Genomic DNA, 18,524 nt, shown 5'->3' on the forward strand with positions numbered 1-18,524 from the left:
CTCAAGCAACTGTTTAGCAAAAACACAGGTCTATGCAAAACCGCAAGGTGAAGTATATGGGCTGACGCCTGCCCGGTGCTGGAAGGTTAAGAGGAGATGTCAGCGCAAGCGAAGCATTGAATTTAAGCCCCAGTAAACGGCGGCCGTAACTATAACGGTCCTAAGGTAGCGAAATTCCTTGTCGGGTAAGTTCCGACCCGCACGAAAGGCGTAATGATTTGAGCACTGTCTCGACAATGCATCCGGTGAAATTGAAATACCAGTGAAGATGCTGGTTACCTGCGCCAGGACGGAAAGACCCCATGGAGCTTTACTCCAGCTTGATACTGGGATTCGGTATTGCATGTACAGGATAGGTGGGAGACTAAGAATTCACAACGCCAGTTGTGAAGGAGTCATTGTTGGGATACCACCCTTGCAGTATTGGATTTCTAACCAGCCACCGTGATCCGGTGGTGGGACAATGTCAGGCGGGGAGTTTGACTGGGGCGGTCGCCTCCGAAAGGGTATCGGAGGCGCTCAAAGGTCTTCTCAGAATGGTTGGAAACCATTCGCAGAGTGCAAAGGCAAAAGAAGGCTTGACTGTGACACCGACGGGTGGAGCAGGTACGAAAGTAGGACTTAGTGATCCGGTGGTATAAAGTGGGATTGCCATCGCTCAACGGATAAAAGCTACCCTGGGGATAACAGGCTTATCACTCCCAAGAGTTCACATCGACGGAGTGGTTTGGCACCTCGATGTCGGCTCATCGCATCCTGGGGCTGTAGTAGGTCCCAAGGGTTGGGCTGTTCGCCCATTAAAGCGGTACGCGAGCTGGGTTCAGAACGTCGTGAGACAGTTCGGTCCCTATCCGGCGTGGGCGCAGGATATTTGAGAGGAGCTGACCTTAGTACGAGAGGACCGGGTTGGACTGACCTCTGGTGTACCGGTTGTTCTACCAAGAGCATGGCCGGGTAGCCAAGTCGGGAAGGGATAAACGCTGAAGGCATCTAAGCGTGAAGCCCCCCTCAAGATGAGATATCCCCCGCATAAGCGGTAAGACCCCTTGAAGACGACGAGGTAGATAGGTTAGAGGTGGAAGTGCAGTAATGTATGGAGCTGACTAATACTAATAGGTCGAAGGCTTATCCATAAGGTTTAGGATAATGTCAATAAAGTTGATATAATCAACGAAGTTGGTAATGCAAGAACGGATGATATTTGATGAATTTCTGTATGTGGTTTTGAAGGTATATGGCTTTTCAAAAAAGCAGTATAATCCTCGATAGCTCAATGGTAGAGCATTCGGCTGTTAACCGAAGGGTTGTTGGTTCGAGCCCAACTCGGGGAGCTAAGTACTTAACAAAATGGCTAAGTATTTAAAAGGATAAAAGGCAGTAAAGCAAGGCTCCATGGTCAAGCGGTTAAGACACCGCCCTTTCACGGCGGTAACAGGGGTTCAAATCCCCTTGGAGTCACTAATAACAACATACGTCATATGCCGATGTGGCTCAATTGGCAGAGCAGCTGATTTGTAATCAGCAGGTTATCGGTTCGAGTCCGATCATCGGCTCTTTGGACCTTTAGCTCAGTTGGTTAGAGCAACCGGCTCATAACCGGTCGGTCCTGGGTTCGAGTCCCCGAAGGTCCATTTGTCTGTTGTTATTAATGTTTGGCCCAGTGGCTCAGTTGGTTAGAGCGTCGCCCTGTCACGGCGAAGGTCGTCGGTTCGAGTCCGATCTGGGTCGTTACATCGAAAGATGTAGGATTTATTAATTACATATCCCATGGGATCTTAGCTCAGCTGGGAGAGCATCTGCCTTACAAGCAGAGGGTCACAGGTTCGAGCCCTGTAGGTCCCATTTGGTAGTGATACCATGAAATGCCGGCGTGGCGGAACTGGCAGACGCACAGGACTTAAAATCCTGCGGGACTAATCTCCCGTACCGGTTCGATTCCGGTCGCCGGCATTCAGAATCATCAATTAAATATGTGCGTGTAGCTCAGCTGGATAGAGCGTTTGGCTACGGACCAAAAGGCCGGGAGTTCGAATCTTCTCACGCACGTGATTGTCCTTGTAAAATGAAAATTTTGCGAGGACTTATTTTTTTGCTTAATTCACTAAAGAAGTGATTAGCGGAATAAATGAAAAAGTATTTGTTCGGCTAATCTTTGGATGATGTTAGAATTTCAATTGTATTTTACATGGCTGAGAGGTTTACCAATGATATGGTAGACAAGCTGGCTGGGAATAATGATTTCTGGAGGCTGTCAGAAGAATTTCAATTTTTTATTTTGCAGCTGCGGCAAGAATTTTGATTGCTTGCGGAATGGAAGCTATCTGAAATAAAGCAGGAATAAAACAAAATTTTAATCTTTGCTTTTTGTCGAAAAAATGTTAAAATAGAAACATATAACTAGACAAGAAATAAAAATGAAATGATAGAGGTGCGATATTCATCAGTACTCCGGGACAAGTGGCAGGACAGCCGTTTTGGAGAAAAGGGAAGATCGCCGAAGAGCTATATTCCGGTCCATGGAATTAGCTCTGGGACGCAGCAGAATATGTTGCGGACTGTCACTGATATGTGGAGCGCTATCTGAAGTGGTATAGGGAAATCTGACCTTAAATGACCATGAATGTATGTCCCCACGGAGACTTTCATTCATGGTTTTTTCTTGGAGGGAAAGAGAGGATATAGGAATGAGGATTTCAAAACGAAGGTTGTTTATGGGTATCAGCATGTTACTGATATTCACGGCATTGATTCCCATGACGGTTCTGGCTGCAGAAGAAGGAGCAGCGAAGCCCGCTATGTATGCAACTTTTTGGGCGTTGGTACCACCGGTAGTAGCAATTGTTCTGGCATTGATTACTAAGGAAGTTTACAGTTCATTATTTTTAGGTATTTTGGTTGGAGGACTGTTCTTTTCCGGATTTGGATTTGAAGGGACTGTGACACACATTTTTAATGATGGATTCATCAAAGTGTTATCGGATAGCTATAATGTGGGAATTTTGGTGTTCCTGGTTATTCTGGGATGTATGGTCAGTCTGATGAACAGAGCCGGAGGCTCGGCTGCGTTTGGAAGATGGGCTGGTAAGAAAATAAAGACGAGAGTTGGTGCCCAGCTAGCAACAATTGTTTTAGGGGTATTAATTTTTATTGATGATTATTTTAACTGTCTGACAGTAGGCAGTGTAATGCGTCCGGTTACTGACCAGCATCAGGTGTCCAGGGCAAAGCTGGCGTATCTGATTGATGCTACGGCAGCACCGATATGTATCATCGCACCTATTTCATCCTGGGCAGCTGCAGTTACAGGTTTTGTGGAAGGTGAAGATGGGTTTTCTATCTTTATCAGAGCAATTCCATATAACTTTTATGCTTTGCTGACGATTGTTATGATGGTGGGACTTGTATTGCTGAAAGTAGATTTTGGGTCTATGGCGGTTCATGAAAAAAATGCACGGAAAGGTGATCTTTTTTCAACAGGAGACAAAATAGGAAATTTTGATGAAGATGATATTTCCAATCCCCATGGAAGCGTTCTGGATTTAATGATTCCTATATTATCTTTAATTGTTTGCTGTGTAATTGGTATGATTTATACAGGCGGATTTTTCGCAGGAAAAGATTTTATTACTGCATTCTCTAATAGTGATGCTTCTGTAGGGCTTGCTCTTGGCAGTTTTTTTGGAATGGTGATTACAATAATACTATATAATATTAGAAAAGTATTGAATTTCAATGATTGTATGGCATGTCTGCCGGATGGATTCAAAGCAATGGTACCGGCTATTTTAATACTTACCTTTGCATGGACTTTAAAAGCCATGACAGACAGCCTGGGAGCAGCAGATTTTGTGGCAGGAGCTATGGCGCAGTGTGCAGGAGACTTAATGAAGTTTCTGCCGGCAATCATTTTCCTGGTTGGATGCGGGCTGGCCTTTGCAACCGGTACGTCCTGGGGTACATTTGGTATTCTCATCCCTATTGTGGTTGCAGTATTTGAAAAATCTAATCCGGAATTAATGATTATTTCTATTTCAGCATGTATGGCGGGGGCAGTTTGCGGAGATCATTGTTCTCCGATTTCGGATACGACGATTATGGCATCGGCAGGGGCGAGATGTAACCATGTGAATCATGTGACAACACAGCTTCCCTATGCGGTTACGGCAGCCGTTGTATCCTTCCTGACCTATATATTAGCGGGATTTGTACAAAGTGCCTGGATTGCACTTCCTTTTGGAATCGTGCTTATGCTTGTTGTTTTGGTATTTGCAAGGATGGTTTCCCAAAATCAGCAGGAAACGTTGTAAGAGAATCGGAAAAGTATAAATGTAAATAAATTGAAATGAAGAGCAGGTCGTTGTAAAATGATTCTTTATTTGACATGGATTGGGAAATATAATCCCATGGTAATTAGTTCGTATGTCAGTGTTTGGAATGAATTTGCAGCGGCCTTTTTATAAGAACATACATACGGAAAAATAGCTTGCGTTTAAGGATAGATTTTTGTATAATTACGCAAGTAGGCCTGGAACGTGTTTGAAAATTCATTCCCGCCATCTGCACGCCCCACTTTGCGGCATATTTGCTCCGAATTCAGGTTACGTAGTCCGCTACGCGCCCTTCATCCGGGACAAATCTTCTACAAACTGTTACGCACAGCTGCCAGAATGCAATTTTCAAACACGTTCCAGGGGAAAACTTAAGATTTACAAGACAAATGAGGAAAGTTGAGAAGAACCGTATGACAGGAAAAACACATGTGGCATTAGGAACAGCGGCGGCATTATTGATTGGACAGCCGGAAAATATCAGAGAGGTTGTGTTGTGTATCGGGACGGCATCTGTAGGCTCTGTAATCAGTGACATAGACGTAAGCACTTCGGAAGCCAGAAGAGATGTAAACAAAGTAATTGCAATTACGCTGTTAGCGGTTATCGCCACTGTTTTTATGGAATATCAGTGGAAACTTGGGATAACAGCGAGTTTTATGCGTAACAGTAACCTGGTGAGACTGGTGATGGGTATGACTGCTTTTCTGGGGGTATGTATCTTTGGTAAGAGCAGGCCTCACAGATCTTTTATGCATTCGTTACCGGCGGTTGGGATTTTGAGCTTTATTTTATATATTATCTATCCCATTCTGGTTCCCTATTTTATCATTTCTATGCTTTCACATATCGCTGCAGATATTTTTAATTATAAGAATGTTCGTCTGCTTTACCCTCTCAAATGGGGAATCAGTCTGGATCTCTGCCGGGCTGATGGCTTGATCAGTAAGGTTTTATGCGGTGCAGGGAGTTTACTTACATTTTTTTATTTAGGGGTATTTCTTTGGAGAACCGGAATGAATTTTCTGGGTGGGATGTAAGACGGATGGAATTTAACCGATTTCAGGAATAAACAGGCTAACATGTCCATACATTAAAGTATGAGAGTTTATAGCCCGTGAAAATCAGGCGGAAAAGTGTGAAAGGAAACTGTTTACACACTGCATGGAAAAAGTTAGGTTCATCAGAAGAATGGAGGCAGACAACATGAGTATAGAAGTGGTAATAGCAGGAGGAGGCTGGGCGGGATGCGCCGCGGCATATGGGGCAGTCTTGCAGGGCGCAAAGGTTACGCTGCTGGAAAAAACGGATATGCTGCTTGGTACAGGACTGGTTGGCGGAATTATGAGAAATAACGGACGGTACACGGCAACGGAAGAAATGATCGCTCTGGGCGGAGGAGAGATTTTTTGTATTATTGATGAAAACGTAAGGCATAAGAATGTTGAGTTTCCCGGTCATGAGCATGCTTCTTTATATGATGTTGGTAAAATATCCGGAGTTATCTACCGGTTTTTAAAAAAGATAGGAACGAAAATTGAATTTCAGGCGCGTATGTCTAAAGTGCAGATGGATGGGAAACGGATCTTAAATGTACAGACGGATGATGGCAGAAAGTTTGGCGGCGAGATGTTCATTGATGCTACCGGGAGTGCGGGGCCTATGAATAATTGCAGAAAGTTTGGTAACGGATGTGCCATGTGCATTCTAAGATGCCCCAGTTTTGGCGGCAGAATCAGTCTGACGGGAGAGGCGGGGATTCCGGAGATACAGGGAAAGCGGGCAAATGGAAAACTAGGTGCAATGAGTGGTTCCTGTAAGCTTTTTAAAGAGTCTCTCTCCGGAGAAATCATTGACCAGTTAGAAGAAAAAGGAGTGGCAGTAATACCTTTACCAGAGGATCTGAGGGAAAATCATTTGTCTGAGAAGGCTTGCCAGCAGTATGCACTTGATGATTTTACGGAAAATATTATTTTATTGGATACGGGGCATGCCAAGTTGATGACGTCTTATTTTCCAATCGATAAACTCAGGCGGATTCCGGGATTTGAAGATGCCAGATATGAAGATCCCTATGCGGGCGGCAAGGGGAATTCCATCCGATATATGGCAATGTCGCCGCGGGACAACAGTCTGAAAGTAGAGGGAGCAGAGAATTTATATTGTGCAGGCGAAAAGGCCGGGCTGCTGGTTGGTCATACGGAGGCAATTGTGACGGGGATTCTGGCAGGGTATAACAGTGTAAGAGAAGCATCAGGCCTGGAGACTTTAATTCTGCCGGAGAGTCTGGCGGTTGGTGACATGATTGCATTTGTAAAAAAAGAAATGGGGACGGAAGAAGGAATAGAACGAAAATATACCTTTTCAGGCTCTGTTTATTTTAAACGGATGAAAGATAGAGGCTTGTATCTGATGGATATAAATAAAATTAAAAAGAAAGTTGAGATGGTAGGATTAAAGGGAGTGTTTTCCAACAGGGTAGTTCACGACTTGTAATGTGATACCGGAAAAGTCTTCCGGTGACTGCTGTTCCAGACCCAAAATGCCATGACAAAAAGCACTTCGGTAGCTTTTTGCCATGGCATTTATAGTTAAATGAATTGTTATTTCAGGGTAAAGCCTTTTTCACTGTCTGAAAAGTGCTACTTATACGTTTGATTACTTCACATGTGATGTGGAATTACGCAGATACAATTCAGGCTGTACGAATAAATGAGCAGCGCTGGTACTTTTCTGCTTTATCAGATAGGTAAGATGTTCTATGCTTCTTTCCGCAATTTTGAGAACGGGCTGTATAACAGTGGTTAGCCTGGGACGGCAATAATTGCCTTCAGGAATTCCGTCAAAGCCAATTACGGAATATTGCTGAGGAACTTTATATCCATGATCGGTCAGATAATTAATAATAGCAATGCCAAGAATATCTGTCTGAGCAAAAAATGCAGTGCAGTCACACAGCTGGTTCCAACTGCTTTGCATGTTTTGGTATCCGTCATCGTAAGTTAGTCCTGTTTGAATTATCCAATCAGGATTGCATTCAAGATTGTTATTTACGAGTGCAGTACAATATCCTTCTGTTCGTTCTTTGAAATCACTTCCGGCGGAGGTAAAGGTACCGATACGCTGATGCCCTAATGCCAATAAGTGATTAGTGGCGATGAAACCGCCGGTAAAGTGGTCAACATCAATTATATTTAAACTTTTTTTCATAGGACGTGAAAAATACTGGGTGTAAATATGAGGAATATTTAAATGGCTTAAATAATCTTCCAGTGCAGAGTGATAGTTGCCATTAATAATAACAATGCCTTTAATATCGGCTGTTTCAATGATTGATTGAATGTAATTAAAGGAATGGTCACTTGCATCGTAGGATGAGATTACGCAGTAGTAATTTTGTTTTTCAATTTGCCTGATAACCTCATTAGACAAATATTCCAGATAGAGGTCAAGGGGGGAATGCATTTTATCAGCGCCCAGAATAATAGCAATTCCCCCATTGTTCCCGGAAATATTAGATATGCCCGCCCTTTTTTTTATTGTGTATCCGTGCTGTGCTGCTAATTCCTGAACCTTAATCCTGGTTTCCAAAGAGATTCGTGAAGAATTCTGAAGGCTTCTTGATACCGTTGATTGACTTACGCCGGCTAACCTGGCAAGTTCTTGGGTTGTAATCATATATACGTCTCCTATAAACAATGAGTCGGGGATATCATACCGTTTATTTAAAAACAGATGATTTTTAGTAGAGAATTTGCAGATTATTATCCGACTCTCTGTATTTTAACTATATTGAAGAATAATACATTTTTAAGTTTAAGTCAACTAAAATGTGAATAATCACGACAAACGTATGAATAATCTTTCTTATAAATTACACGCCGGACTTTCTGTTCCTGACGTGCTTCTTAGATATATTACATCTATGGAATCAATTCTTTCATATTTAACCTTTTCTTCCGTGTAAGCTCACCCCGTATTTTTGAAACAAATTCCTCACAAAGTAATTCAGAAATGTGCATAATTCCATATGCATAATATGCAAATATGTGCATACAGAGTGGAAGGAGAAATAGAGATAATGCACAACATAGGATTAAAACTGGACAATATGCACACAAAAATTTGGAAAAAACTTATTGACTTAACCAAAATGTAGTGTTATAATCTGGATAAATACTAAAAAATATAATGTTTTGCATATATTTTGAGCGTTTTTTGAAAATGACTTGTGCATATTATGCTCATGCATATTAATGGGGTTTTGTAAGGGACATAATGCCATACGGCAAAAAAATAAACTATATAAAAAATAAGGAGGATTTTTGTATGAAGAAAAAAATTTTAAGTATCTTTATGGTGGGGCTTATGGGATTATCCCTTACTGCTTGTGGTGGTACTACTGCAGCTAACAACAATGAAACGACTAACAAGAATGAAACAACTAACAACAATGAAACAGCTGACAACAAAGGGGCAGCTGGCAACAATGAGACGGCTGCCGGCAGTGATCTTGCCGGGAGCGAAAATGTATCATCGGCAACCGGTGATAAACTTAACATTAGCGTAATCCTGAAAACTACTGCTTCTGAGTATTGGGGATACGTATTAGCCGGTGCCCAGGCATACAGCGATAAGAATCCGGATGTAAATGTTGAGATCCAGGGTGCAGCGTCGGAAACTTCCTATGATGAGCAGTTGAATATCATTGAAACTAATCTGTCAGCAGGGAAATTTGATGGTTTTGTTATTGCTCCATTACAGGCGGATATGGTAATCTCCAAAATTGCGGGTGCTAAGCAGCCGATTATTTCTGTAGATACGAAAATAGAAGCCCCGGAAGTATTATCTTTTGTAGGAACCGGTAATGAAGAAGCAGCGAAAGCAGGCGGATTGGCAGCTGTTGAGGCGGCGAAAGCGGCAGGATTTACAGAATTAAATGCCATTGCCATTACTGGAGTTCAGGGTGATTCTACTGCAGAAGCACGTCTGACCGGCTATAAGGCAGGTATCGAAGAAGCAGGCGGTACATTTTTATCGGATGAAATCCAATATGCAGATGCAGTTGCTGACAAGGCATTTGCTTCCATGGAAGCTATTATACAAAATCACCCGGACGGTGTTGCAATGATCGTTTGCAACAATGATGATATGGCTATAGCAGCTGCTCGTGCAGCGAAGGGAAATGAGGCATATGCGAATACTGTTTTCTGTGGATTTGATGGTATTCAGTCTGCATGTAATGCTATTTTAGGCGGTGAAGAAACAATGTCTGTTGCACAAAATGCTTACGATATGGGATATAAGGCTGTTGAAGCTTGTGTGAAAGCAATAAATGGTGAAAAAATAGAAGAGTTTATTGACTCTGGCAGTAAAATTGTGACAAAAGAAAATGCACAGGAACAATTGGATACTTTGAAATCTCAGCTTGGTAAATAAATCGATCTATTGATTAAGCATGAAGAATAAGGAGGTATGCAGTGAGTGAATATATTGTGGAATTAAAAAATGTCACAAAACGCTTTCCTGGTGTTGTAGCTTTAAAAAACATGAACCTGGCTGTAAAGCCAGGGGAGATACTGGGGTTGATTGGTGAAAATGGTGCCGGAAAATCTACTCTGATAAAAGTACTGACAGGTGTACATTCGGCAGATGAAGGCAGTATATTTGTGGAAGGGGAAGAGAAACATTTCCATAATCCGAATGATTCTGCGGAGGCTGGCATTGCCTGTGTTTATCAGGAATTAAATATTGAAAAGCTTTTGAGCATTACAGATAATATTTTTATGAATAAGTGGATACGGGGGAAGAAGGGCCTGTTGGATTATCAGGCTATGAATAAAAAAGCGCGGGAGGTGATGCTATCTCTTGGGCAGGATATCGATCCTGACAAAGCAGCAGGTACTATGGGCATGGGAGTACAGCAGATGATTGAAATTGCCAAAGCACTTTCGGTTGGGGCTAAGATGATTATAATGGATGAACCTACTTCATCATTAGGAGAAAAGGAGGTTCAGCAGCTGATGGATATTTGCCGAGAATTGCGCAGCCGTGGCATCAGCATTGTGTTTGTATCCCATAAGCTGGAAGAACTTTTCGAATTATGTGACCGTGTTGCAGTAATACGTGATGGAGAGCATATCTGGACAAAGCCTATCACAGAAGTAAATAATGATGACTTAATTACAGCGATGGTAGGACGTTCCCTTGCCAATAAGTTTCCCAAAGTAATGGGAGTAAAAGGCGGCTGTGCTCTGAAAGTTGAAAATTTGAGACAAAACGGTGTATTATTCGATGTCAGCTTTGAAGCATACGATGGACAGATTCTGGGCTTCGCAGGACTCGTCGGGGCTGGGCGAACCGAAACAATGCGGGCTGTATTTGGTGCCGATCCCATCGATGGCGGCAAAATTTATATTCATGATAAAGAAATGAAAATCGCAAACCCAAGACAGGCAATCAATGCAGGAATTGCATTTTTGACAGAAGACCGCAAAAATCAGGGGCTTGTTTTGACACAAAGTATCCGGGCTAATTTGATTATGGCTAACATGAAAAATTTTGCAAGAGGTTTATTTTTGGATGAGAAACATATTGAGGAGACGGGAGAAGATAATATTACTTCGTTACGCATTAAGACCCCGTCGCTAGATGAAATTGCGGGTCAGCTTTCAGGCGGAAACCAGCAAAAGGTTGTTATTGGAAAATGGATCAATTCCGATGCGGATATTTATATTTTTGATGAACCGACAAGAGGTATTGACGTTGGTGCCAAAATAGAGGTTTATAATGTAATGAATAATCTTGTGAAAGAAGGAAAGTGCGTAATTATGATTTCTTCTGAAATGCCGGAAATTTTGGGCATGTCTGACCGGGTTGTGGTAATGAGAGGTGGTCGGGTAACGGGAACTTTAGACAGAGAAAGTGATCATTTCAATCAGGAGGATATTATGAGAGCTGCGTGGGGAGGAACCTTAGATGAATAAAGTAAAATTAAAATCCAATTCGGGCCTGGTCAATAAGCTGGGATCCCTGATTGCCCTGTTTGTATTATGTGTAATTTTGAGCTTTGCTACGTCAAGCTTCTTAACGCTTGCGAATTTCATGAACATCTTTAAGCAAACATCGGTAAATGCATTGATTTCTACTGGTATGTTGGTGTGCCTCATCACTGCAGGCATTGATCTTTCTGTAGGAGCGAATGCCATCTTTTGTACCTGTGTGATGGGAATGCTTTTACAAAACGGGATTACAAATCCTGTTTTAATTATCATTGCAGGTTTAGTTGCAGGTACGTTTTTTGGCTTCATCAATGGTACACTGCTGACCCGCCTGCACTTACCACATCCTTTTGTATCGACCCTCGGTATGAAAAATGTCTTGTGGGGGCTTGCCCTGGTGGTGGTAGGTTCTAAGATTGTTTCCGGATTTCCGGTACAGGTTACATGGCTGGGAGAGGCAACGCTGCCTAATTCCATACCACTGCTGGGTGGTTTTCCGGTAAGTTTTATATTAGTAATTGTGTTGTTTGCCGTTATGGGTGTATTTCTTTCCAAGACGGTTCTGGGGCGCTCTATCTATTGTGTAGGGGGAAACCTTGAAGCAGCCCGCCTCTCTGGTATTAAGAGCTCCAATGTACTCACATTCTGCTATACTTTATCCGGATTTATGAGTGCTTTGGCAGGTATTGTACTGATTGGACGCGGCGGGATCGCCAATGGAGCCAATGCTATTCAGCCTTATGACACAGATGCTATTGCTGCCTGTATTATCGGAGGCGCATCTTTTAATGGCGGGAAAGGAACTATGAGCGGTACTATTATCGGTGCGCTTATCATTACTGTGATCAGAAATGGTCTGCAGCTGCTCAGTGCTTCTACGGCAATCCAGAATATTGTTGTTGGTCTGGTTATCATCCTGGCAGTACTTATTGACGTAACTCGTGAACGAATGGAAGCAAAGGCCAGACGTATGGCTGCAAAATAAAACATCAATCATTCATAAAGTCAGGAGAATTGATATGTTAAAAATCGGGGTTATCGGATGCGGTGCAATTGGACGTGACCATATTCGCCGTTTGCGCAATCTTGTTCCCGGAGCCACAGTAGCGGCCTGTTCCGATTATTTCCGGGAATCAGCAGAAAATACCGCACAGCAATATGATATCAGCCATATATTTGATACCGGGGAAGAGTTGATTGGAAGTGGGGAAGTGGATGCGGTACTGATTGCTTCTTCGGATACTTCACACGCGGGCTATGTTCTTGAGAGTCTGAAGCAGGGAAAGCCGGTGTTTTGTGAAAAACCACTTGCCCAGACATCGGCTGACTGTGAAAAAATTATTGAAGCAGAATTGGCACTTGGTAAACGCCTGGTGCAAGTTGGATTTATGAGGAGATATGATCCGGGATACCGGGAAATGAAACGCATTGTGGAATCCGGTGAACTGGGGAATCCTCTTATGATTCATGCCAGTCACCGCAACATGCATCAGCCTCAGGGACTTACCAGCGAGATGGGTGTGTCAAATATAGCAATCCATGAGCTGGATATCTGCCGATGGCTGTTGGGCGATGAGTATAAAAATGGACAAGTGCTTAAAGTAAGGCAATCTTCTTACTCAGTAAAAGGGTATGACAATCCGCAGATCGTGCTTCTGGAGACCGGTACAGGATGCCGCATTGACGTAGAGGTACAATTGTCCGATGGTTATGGCTATGATATTCAGTGTCAGGTAGTATGTGAAAAGGGAACAGTCAGTTTACCGGATCCTTACGCAGTTGTGACTCGGTCCGATGCAGGGCGCAGCGTTCCTATACTTACCGATTGGTCCCAAAGGTTTATTCAAGCTTATGACATTGAGTTAAATGAGTGGGTGAGAGCGGTAGAAAACAATAGCTGCAATGGCCCGGGTGCGTGGGATGGTTATGCTGCCTGCGTTGCGGCAGATACGCTGAATCGTTCCCGTAATACCGGCCGGTTCATGGAAATACAAATGATGCGTAAGCCTGATTTGTACGCTGTCTGCTGAACCGGATACCGGTTTGTTACTGCCGCAAAGCGGAGGCGCGCTTCTGACATAGATAGCGGGTGCTCAATTCACTGTTAATTGCACAATGATGGACTACAAGGAAGCATCATTAAAATATATAGAAAAAGAAGGGAAAACCATGGATGAAGTAAAGGTCGGGATTGCCGGATTAGGACGCCTGGGAAAGGTACATGCAAACAATATTTGCTATAAAATCCCGGGGGCAAAATTAACGGCAGCATGCTCAGTCGCAGAGGCGGAATTAGAGTATGCTAAAAATGAACTGGGTGTATCGGATGTGTATACAGACTACCTGGAAATGCTGAAAAGTGCAGATATTGATGCCGTAGCGATTGTCACTACCAGCAGTGAACATTGCTGGCAGATCGAAGCGGCATTGGCAGCGGGAAAGCATGTGTTTTGTGAAAAACCACTGGGTATTAATGAAGAGGAATGTAAAGCGGCAGAAAGAGCGGTAGAAAAATATCCGGATAAAATATTCTTTTTAGGCTTTATGCGGCGCTATGATCCGTCCTATGCCTATGCCATGCAGAAGATAAAAGAAGGTGCAATCGGCAAGCCTTATCTGGTAAAGGCGACAGGAATTGATCCGGAAAGTCTGGTGGAGGGTTCCATCAAATTCTGCAGTACCAGCGGTGGAATCTATATTGATATGGCAAGTCATGACATCGACTTAATGCGCTGGTTTTTGGGAGAAGAGGTAACTGAGGTGTATGCGTTAGGATGCACTTTCAAACATCCGGAGTTTGAAGCGAATGGCGATTGTGAAACTGGCTGCGCCATGTTCCGGTTCAAAAATGGCGCAATTGGACAGATACACGTAGGCAGGACGGCCGCACACGGGTATCATGTAGAAACGGAAGTTGTAGGTACCGAGGGTTCAATCCGTATCAGCCCTGTCCCGGCAAAAAATCTGGCAATGATTTATGATAAGAATGGGGCGGTAGTGGAGTGTGTGGGCTCTTTTCCGGAGCGCTTCGCGGATGCGTATGTATTGGAAATGAAAGAATTTATTGCTTGTATCCGGGAGGGACGTAAGCCGGATGTAACGGTATATGATGGTACAAAATCTACAAAGATTGCTTATGCGGCGGCACAGTCGCTGAAGGAACACCATCCGGTGCAGCTATAAGAGGCAAAAATCAGGACTGTTGGGCTATTTGCGAGCTCAGCAGTTTTTTGAATAATAATTATAAAGTCTTTGAAAAAATAACATGAATATGGTTTATGCGGGTCCACTTTTGAGTGGATCTTTTTTTGTTTTTTTATAAAGATTAGTTTGGAATTTAAAATATTGGAAATATTAATGAGTCGGAAAGTTATAAAAATGCACAGAAATCCAACAATTTTTATTTTTATTGTATAATCTTGTCTCATTTCACAAAAGATAGCTAAATAAGGAAAGCTTTTGAAGGGATGGTGAAACATGGAGGAATTTAAAATACAAACGGCTGTGTGTTTTGGGGCGGATGCCCTGAATTGTCTGAAGAATCTTACCGCATCACGGATTTTTATCGTAACGGATCCGTTTATGGTGGAATCAAAGATGGTTGATCGGATAACGGAACAGCTGAAAGAAAAAGAATATATGATTTTCAGCAATGTGGTACCGGATCCCCCACTGGAACTTGTAGTGGAAGGAGTCAGGGAAGTAATGGCTTATAAGCCGGATACGGTAATTGCGCTGGGCGGTGGTTCCGCCATTGATGAGGCAAAGGCAATTATGCACTTTTCCAAACAGATCGGTGATCTGCCGGACATGGAATTTATTGCGGTTCCAACTACCAGCGGTACGGGATCAGAAGTAACTTCTTTTGCGGTTATTACAGATAAAGATAAGGGAGTGAAATATCCCCTGGTTGATAAATCGCTGTTGCCGGATATTGCAGTACTGGATCCGGGACTTGTGAAAAGCCTGCCGCCTTCCATTGTGGCTGATACCGGGATGGATGTACTGACCCATGCGTTGGAGGCATATGTGTCTACCAAGGCGAACGCATTTACGGATGCTTTGGCGGAAAAGGCAGCTGTCACGGTCTTGAAGTATCTGGTGAAATCTTATGAAAGCCCGGTGGATATGGAAGCGAGAGAACAGATGCACTATGCTTCCTGCATGGCCGGACTGGCATTTGATATGACTTCCCTGGGTGTAAATCATGCAATTGCCCATAATATAGGTGGTAAGTTTGGGGTGGCCCATGGCAGGACAAATGCCATACTGCTTCCTTATGTAATTGCTTATAATGCGGAAATTCAGGACTATAATACAAAGGAATATAAGACAGCTGCAAAAAAATATGCAGCGATTGCTTCTTTGTATGGAATTGGAGGGGTGAATATCCGGTCGGCTGTGAAAAATCTGATTCACCAGATACAGAAAATGCAAAAGCTGATGAAAATGCCCGTGAGCTTTAAGGAATGCGGACTAAAACCGGATGAGTTTCATAAGGCGGAGGAGCAGATTGCAGAAGGGGCACTTGCGGATGGATGTATTGTTACGAATCCCAGGGTGGTTTCGAAAAAAGATATTCTGGATATTTTAAAACAGGCTTTATAAAAGAAGGTGCATTTGATGGAAGTAGAAGAAAAACAGCGGATTATTCAGGAATTTGTTCCGGGAAAACAGATTACGCTGGCACATGTAATCGCGGGACCGAATCCGGGTATTTACGCCAAGCTTGGTCTGGAGCCAGAGGAAATGGATGCCATAGGCATTCTTACCATAACGCCCAGTGAAGGAGCGATTATAGCAGCTGATATTGCGACAAAGGCATCCGATATTACCTTAGGCTTTATAGACCGCTTTAGCGGAGCGTTAGTTTTTACCGGAGATATCAGTTCAGTAGAAGCGGCGATCAAGGACATTTTAAGAACGATGGAGCAGGATCTGGGATTTACCAGGGCACCCATTACCAGGACTTAATGGGGATTTAAAATGGCAGAGGGGAAAGTGTGAATAAATTCACACTACTTATTTAGGCATATTCCAGGATTACTTGCAATATTCAGGGGGAAAGTGTATGAAAAAAGTTATTTTTATCGGTCAGACAGGCTGTGGCAAGACCACTTTGTGCCAGAAACTGAATGAGCAGACGATAAAATATCGAAAAACCCAGGCAGTGGAGCGTTACGGGGATTCGATTGATACTCCGGGCGAGTATTTAGAAAACCGCCATTTTTACCATGCTCTGATTATGACTGCTGTGGATGCAAAGGTGATAGCGCTGGTGGCAGACCCCACTTCTGAATACCGGGCAATTCCGCCTGCCTTTGCCGGAATATTCGGAAAAAAAGTAATTGGTATCATTACAAAAATAAACCAGACGGAACCACAGAAAATTGAGAAAGCCAGGAAGGAACTGGTTAAGGCAGGGGCATCCCCTATTTTCGAAGTGGATACACCGGATGGGATTGGAATTTCGGATTTGATGAATTATTTGGAAAAGGAGGCGGTATAGGTTGAAAGAAAATTATGAAACGGGAAGGAAGTCATGCCACGAATTCTTTCAACCTGCTTTATTGTGGCAGTATTGCAGGCAAGCCTGCAATATGTGGTGGGTATAAATTGAAAGAAGAATTGCTGAGTGTGGGAATTGACCTTGGAACCAGTACTACACAGCTTATTTTTTCAAAGCTTATCGTAGAAAATATGGCAACCAGCTATACCGTTCCCAGGATGGTGATCACACAAAAACAGATTCAGTACAAAAGTGATATCTACTTCACACCCCTTGTAGACCAGACGAGGATTAATTTCGAAGAGGTACGCAGGATTGTGGAGAAAGAGTATCAAAAAGCAGGTGTTAAAAAAGAGCAGATTGATACCGGGGCTGTTATCATCACCGGAGAGACTGCACGGAAAGAAAATGCAGAAGAAGTAGTCAATGCCCTTAGCGGGTTTGCCGGAGATTTTGTGGTAGCAACGGCGGGACCGGATCTGGAGAGTGTGATTTCCGGTAAGGGAGCAGGGACAGACCTGTATTCCAAGGAACACCATGTGACGGCGGTCAATATGGATATTGGCGGCGGAACCAGTAATCTGGCGGTGTTTCAAAGAGGGGATACAATTGATACAGGCTGCCTGGATATTGGTGGCCGGTTGATTAAAGTGGAGGCACGAACCCACAAGATCACTTATATAGCACCTAAGCTTTTGCAGATAATTGAAAAAGAAAAAATGCCTCTGGCTGTTGGAACAGTGGCAGATAAACAGAACCTGAAGCCCATACTTCAAATGATGGTAAAGGTGCTGGAGCAAAGTGTCGGGTTAAAAGAAGAAGATGAGTATTTTAATCTGATGATCACAAATAAGAATATCCAGTGTAAGGATCAGATTCAATGTATCAGTTTTTCCGGCGGTGTGGCGGATGCTATTTATCATCCGGAAAAATTTACAGATCCATTTCAATTTGGCGATATCGGCATTTTACTGGGAGAAGCCATTAAAGATTCCCTGCTTGTCAGGCAGCTCAAAGTCATAGAAAGTGATGAGACGATCCGGGCTACGGTAGTCGGAGCTGGCAGCCATACTACGGAGATCAGTGGAAGTACCATCACGTATACCAGTGATGCATTCCCGGTGAAAAACCTTCCGGTCCTGAAGCTCACCCGGGAAGAGGAACAGCCGGGGAAGCTTGCAGATGCAATTAAAAGAAAGCTGGACTGGTTTCGGGTAGAAGAGAAACTTGCGCAGGTTGCAATAGCTATAGATGGAGAAAGGAACCCTTCTTTTTCCAGAGTACAGATCTATGCAAAAGATATTTTGATGGGGGCAGAAGCGCTGATTGAAGCAAAGCTTCCTGTTATTGTGATTGTAGAAAGTGATATGGCTAAGGTATTGGGGCAGACCATGTACCATCTGCTGGAGTGGAATAAAGAGGTGATCTGTCTGGACAGTATACACTTGTCGGAAGGTGATTATATTGACATCGGGAGGCCGATTGCGGAGGGCTGTGTGCTTCCGGTGGTGGTAAAAACACTGGTATTTAAAACTCAGTAAAAGTGTGAAAGAAAATTACTTGACACTTTCAGATATAAAGCTGCAGTAAATGCAGTATAGGAGGGAAAAGTGTGAAAGAAAACCGTTTCACACTTACAGATAGGAAGCCGCAGCAAGTGCGGCACAGGAAGAAAGGTTGAAAGAA

General features: G+C 43.2%; 16 protein-coding genes, 8 tRNA genes, 1 rRNA gene, 1 pseudogene and 1 riboswitch (1 of these 27 running past the window's edge). Of the genes and pseudogenes, 23 read left to right on the forward strand and 3 right to left on the reverse strand.

Going from position 1 to position 18,524, the window contains the following annotated elements:
- The 11 genes from CD03_RS0128165 to CD03_RS0128215 all read left to right on the forward strand — a co-directional run.
- Positions 1-1,133: ribosomal RNA gene (locus CD03_RS0128165) — 23S ribosomal RNA — on the forward strand; it begins 1,754 nt to the left of the window's first position.
- Positions 1,134-1,259: 126 nt separating this feature from the next.
- Positions 1,260-1,331, forward strand: a tRNA-Asn gene (locus CD03_RS0128170).
- A gap of 55 nt (positions 1,332-1,386) precedes the next feature.
- Positions 1,387-1,458 (forward strand) — tRNA-Glu (locus CD03_RS0128175).
- Positions 1,459-1,480: 22 nt separating this feature from the next.
- Positions 1,481-1,553, forward strand: a tRNA-Thr gene (locus CD03_RS0128180).
- 4 nt (positions 1,554-1,557) lie between these two features.
- Positions 1,558-1,631 (forward strand) — tRNA-Ile (locus CD03_RS0128185).
- Between the two features lie 23 nt (positions 1,632-1,654).
- A tRNA-Asp gene (locus CD03_RS0128190) sits at positions 1,655-1,728 on the forward strand.
- 41 nt (positions 1,729-1,769) lie between these two features.
- Positions 1,770-1,842 (forward strand) — tRNA-Val (locus CD03_RS0128195).
- A gap of 22 nt (positions 1,843-1,864) precedes the next feature.
- Positions 1,865-1,950, forward strand: a tRNA-Leu gene (locus tag CD03_RS0128200).
- Between the two features lie 22 nt (positions 1,951-1,972).
- Positions 1,973-2,046, forward strand: a tRNA-Arg gene (locus tag CD03_RS0128205).
- Between the two features lie 106 nt (positions 2,047-2,152).
- Positions 2,153-2,299, forward strand: a complete 147-nt coding sequence (locus CD03_RS38365) for a hypothetical protein (protein ID WP_197041704.1) — start codon at positions 2,153-2,155, stop codon at positions 2,297-2,299.
- Positions 2,300-2,415: 116 nt separating this feature from the next.
- Positions 2,416-2,587, forward strand: a riboswitch (Lysine riboswitch).
- 97 nt (positions 2,588-2,684) lie between these two features.
- On the forward strand, positions 2,685-4,307 hold the full coding sequence (locus tag CD03_RS0128215) for a Na+/H+ antiporter NhaC family protein (protein ID WP_027296477.1): 1,623 nt from the start codon (positions 2,685-2,687) through the stop codon (positions 4,305-4,307).
- Between the two features lie 115 nt (positions 4,308-4,422).
- On the opposite strand, the gene CD03_RS40220 is transcribed toward CD03_RS0128215, so the two are convergent.
- Entirely contained in the window at positions 4,423-4,563 is a 141-nt protein-coding gene (locus CD03_RS40220) for a hypothetical protein (RefSeq protein WP_394910356.1), read from the reverse strand.
- Between CD03_RS40220 and CD03_RS39670 the strand changes: the two are divergent.
- Positions 4,504-4,680: pseudogene (locus CD03_RS39670) on the forward strand (DUF6783 domain-containing protein); the annotation flags it as partial. The gene CD03_RS40220 and the pseudogene CD03_RS39670 overlap by 60 nt on opposite strands.
- Here the strand turns inward: CD03_RS39670 and CD03_RS40225 are convergent.
- Complete coding sequence (locus CD03_RS40225) at positions 4,594-4,860, reverse strand: DUF6783 domain-containing protein (RefSeq protein ID WP_395019288.1); 267 nt, start codon at positions 4,858-4,860, stop codon at positions 4,594-4,596. The pseudogene CD03_RS39670 and the gene CD03_RS40225 sit on opposite strands and share 87 nt — an antisense overlap.
- Here CD03_RS40225 and CD03_RS35120 point away from each other — a divergent pair.
- Both CD03_RS35120 and CD03_RS0128225 read left to right on the forward strand, forming a co-directional pair.
- Positions 4,742-5,368: a metal-dependent hydrolase gene (locus tag CD03_RS35120; RefSeq protein ID WP_052378021.1), complete on the forward strand. Its 627-nt coding sequence runs from the start codon at positions 4,742-4,744 to the stop codon at positions 5,366-5,368. The two genes, CD03_RS40225 and CD03_RS35120, sit on opposite strands and share 119 nt — an antisense overlap.
- Before the next feature lie 166 nt (positions 5,369-5,534).
- Complete coding sequence (locus CD03_RS0128225; RefSeq protein WP_044289727.1) at positions 5,535-6,824, forward strand: FAD-dependent oxidoreductase; 1,290 nt, start codon at positions 5,535-5,537, stop codon at positions 6,822-6,824.
- Between the two features lie 162 nt (positions 6,825-6,986).
- Here CD03_RS0128225 and CD03_RS0128230 read toward each other — a convergent pair whose 3' ends face one another.
- Positions 6,987-8,006: a LacI family DNA-binding transcriptional regulator gene (locus CD03_RS0128230; protein WP_027296479.1), complete on the reverse strand. Its 1,020-nt coding sequence runs from the start codon at positions 8,004-8,006 to the stop codon at positions 6,987-6,989.
- Between the two features lie 651 nt (positions 8,007-8,657).
- Between CD03_RS0128230 and CD03_RS0128235 the strand changes: the two genes are divergently transcribed.
- From CD03_RS0128235 to eutA, 9 genes are all read left to right on the forward strand, one after another.
- Positions 8,658-9,767, forward strand: coding sequence for a sugar ABC transporter substrate-binding protein (locus CD03_RS0128235; RefSeq protein WP_027296480.1), 1,110 nt, complete (start codon positions 8,658-8,660; stop codon positions 9,765-9,767).
- A gap of 41 nt (positions 9,768-9,808) precedes the next feature.
- The gene (locus CD03_RS0128240; RefSeq protein WP_027296481.1) at positions 9,809-11,314 is read left to right on the forward strand and encodes a sugar ABC transporter ATP-binding protein; all 1,506 of its coding nucleotides are present in this window, start codon (positions 9,809-9,811) and stop codon (positions 11,312-11,314) included.
- Positions 11,307-12,314: an ABC transporter permease gene (locus tag CD03_RS0128245; protein WP_027296482.1), complete on the forward strand. Its 1,008-nt coding sequence runs from the start codon at positions 11,307-11,309 to the stop codon at positions 12,312-12,314. The genes CD03_RS0128240 and CD03_RS0128245 overlap by 8 nt, the downstream gene beginning before the upstream one ends.
- Positions 12,315-12,348: 34 nt before the next feature.
- Positions 12,349-13,359 (forward strand): Gfo/Idh/MocA family oxidoreductase, encoded by a 1,011-nt coding sequence (locus CD03_RS0128250; RefSeq protein WP_044289729.1) that lies wholly within the window; start codon positions 12,349-12,351, stop codon positions 13,357-13,359.
- An 85-nt stretch (positions 13,360-13,444) separates the two neighbouring features.
- The gene (locus tag CD03_RS0128255) at positions 13,445-14,512 is read left to right on the forward strand and encodes a Gfo/Idh/MocA family protein (RefSeq protein ID WP_330377425.1); all 1,068 of its coding nucleotides are present in this window, start codon (positions 13,445-13,447) and stop codon (positions 14,510-14,512) included.
- 294 nt (positions 14,513-14,806) lie between these two features.
- Positions 14,807-15,937 (forward strand): 1-propanol dehydrogenase PduQ, encoded by a 1,131-nt coding sequence (locus CD03_RS0128260; RefSeq protein WP_027296485.1) that lies wholly within the window; start codon positions 14,807-14,809, stop codon positions 15,935-15,937.
- 15 nt (positions 15,938-15,952) lie between these two features.
- On the forward strand, positions 15,953-16,303 hold the full coding sequence (locus CD03_RS0128265; RefSeq protein WP_044289730.1) for a BMC domain-containing protein: 351 nt from the start codon (positions 15,953-15,955) through the stop codon (positions 16,301-16,303).
- Between the two features lie 97 nt (positions 16,304-16,400).
- A complete protein-coding gene (locus CD03_RS0128270; RefSeq protein WP_027296487.1) occupies positions 16,401-16,838 on the forward strand; it encodes a EutP/PduV family microcompartment system protein in 438 nt (145 codons plus the stop codon).
- A gap of 14 nt (positions 16,839-16,852) precedes the next feature.
- Positions 16,853-18,379 carry an ethanolamine ammonia-lyase reactivating factor EutA gene (gene eutA / locus CD03_RS0128275; protein WP_330373738.1) on the forward strand — a complete coding sequence of 509 codons (1,527 nt, stop codon included), beginning with the start codon at positions 16,853-16,855 and terminating at the stop codon, positions 18,377-18,379.
- Positions 18,380-18,524: the final 145 nt, after the last annotated feature.

The sequence above is a fragment of the Robinsoniella sp. KNHs210 genome (assembly GCF_000686105.1).
Lineage (GTDB): Bacteria > Bacillota > Clostridia > Lachnospirales > Lachnospiraceae > Robinsoniella > Robinsoniella peoriensis.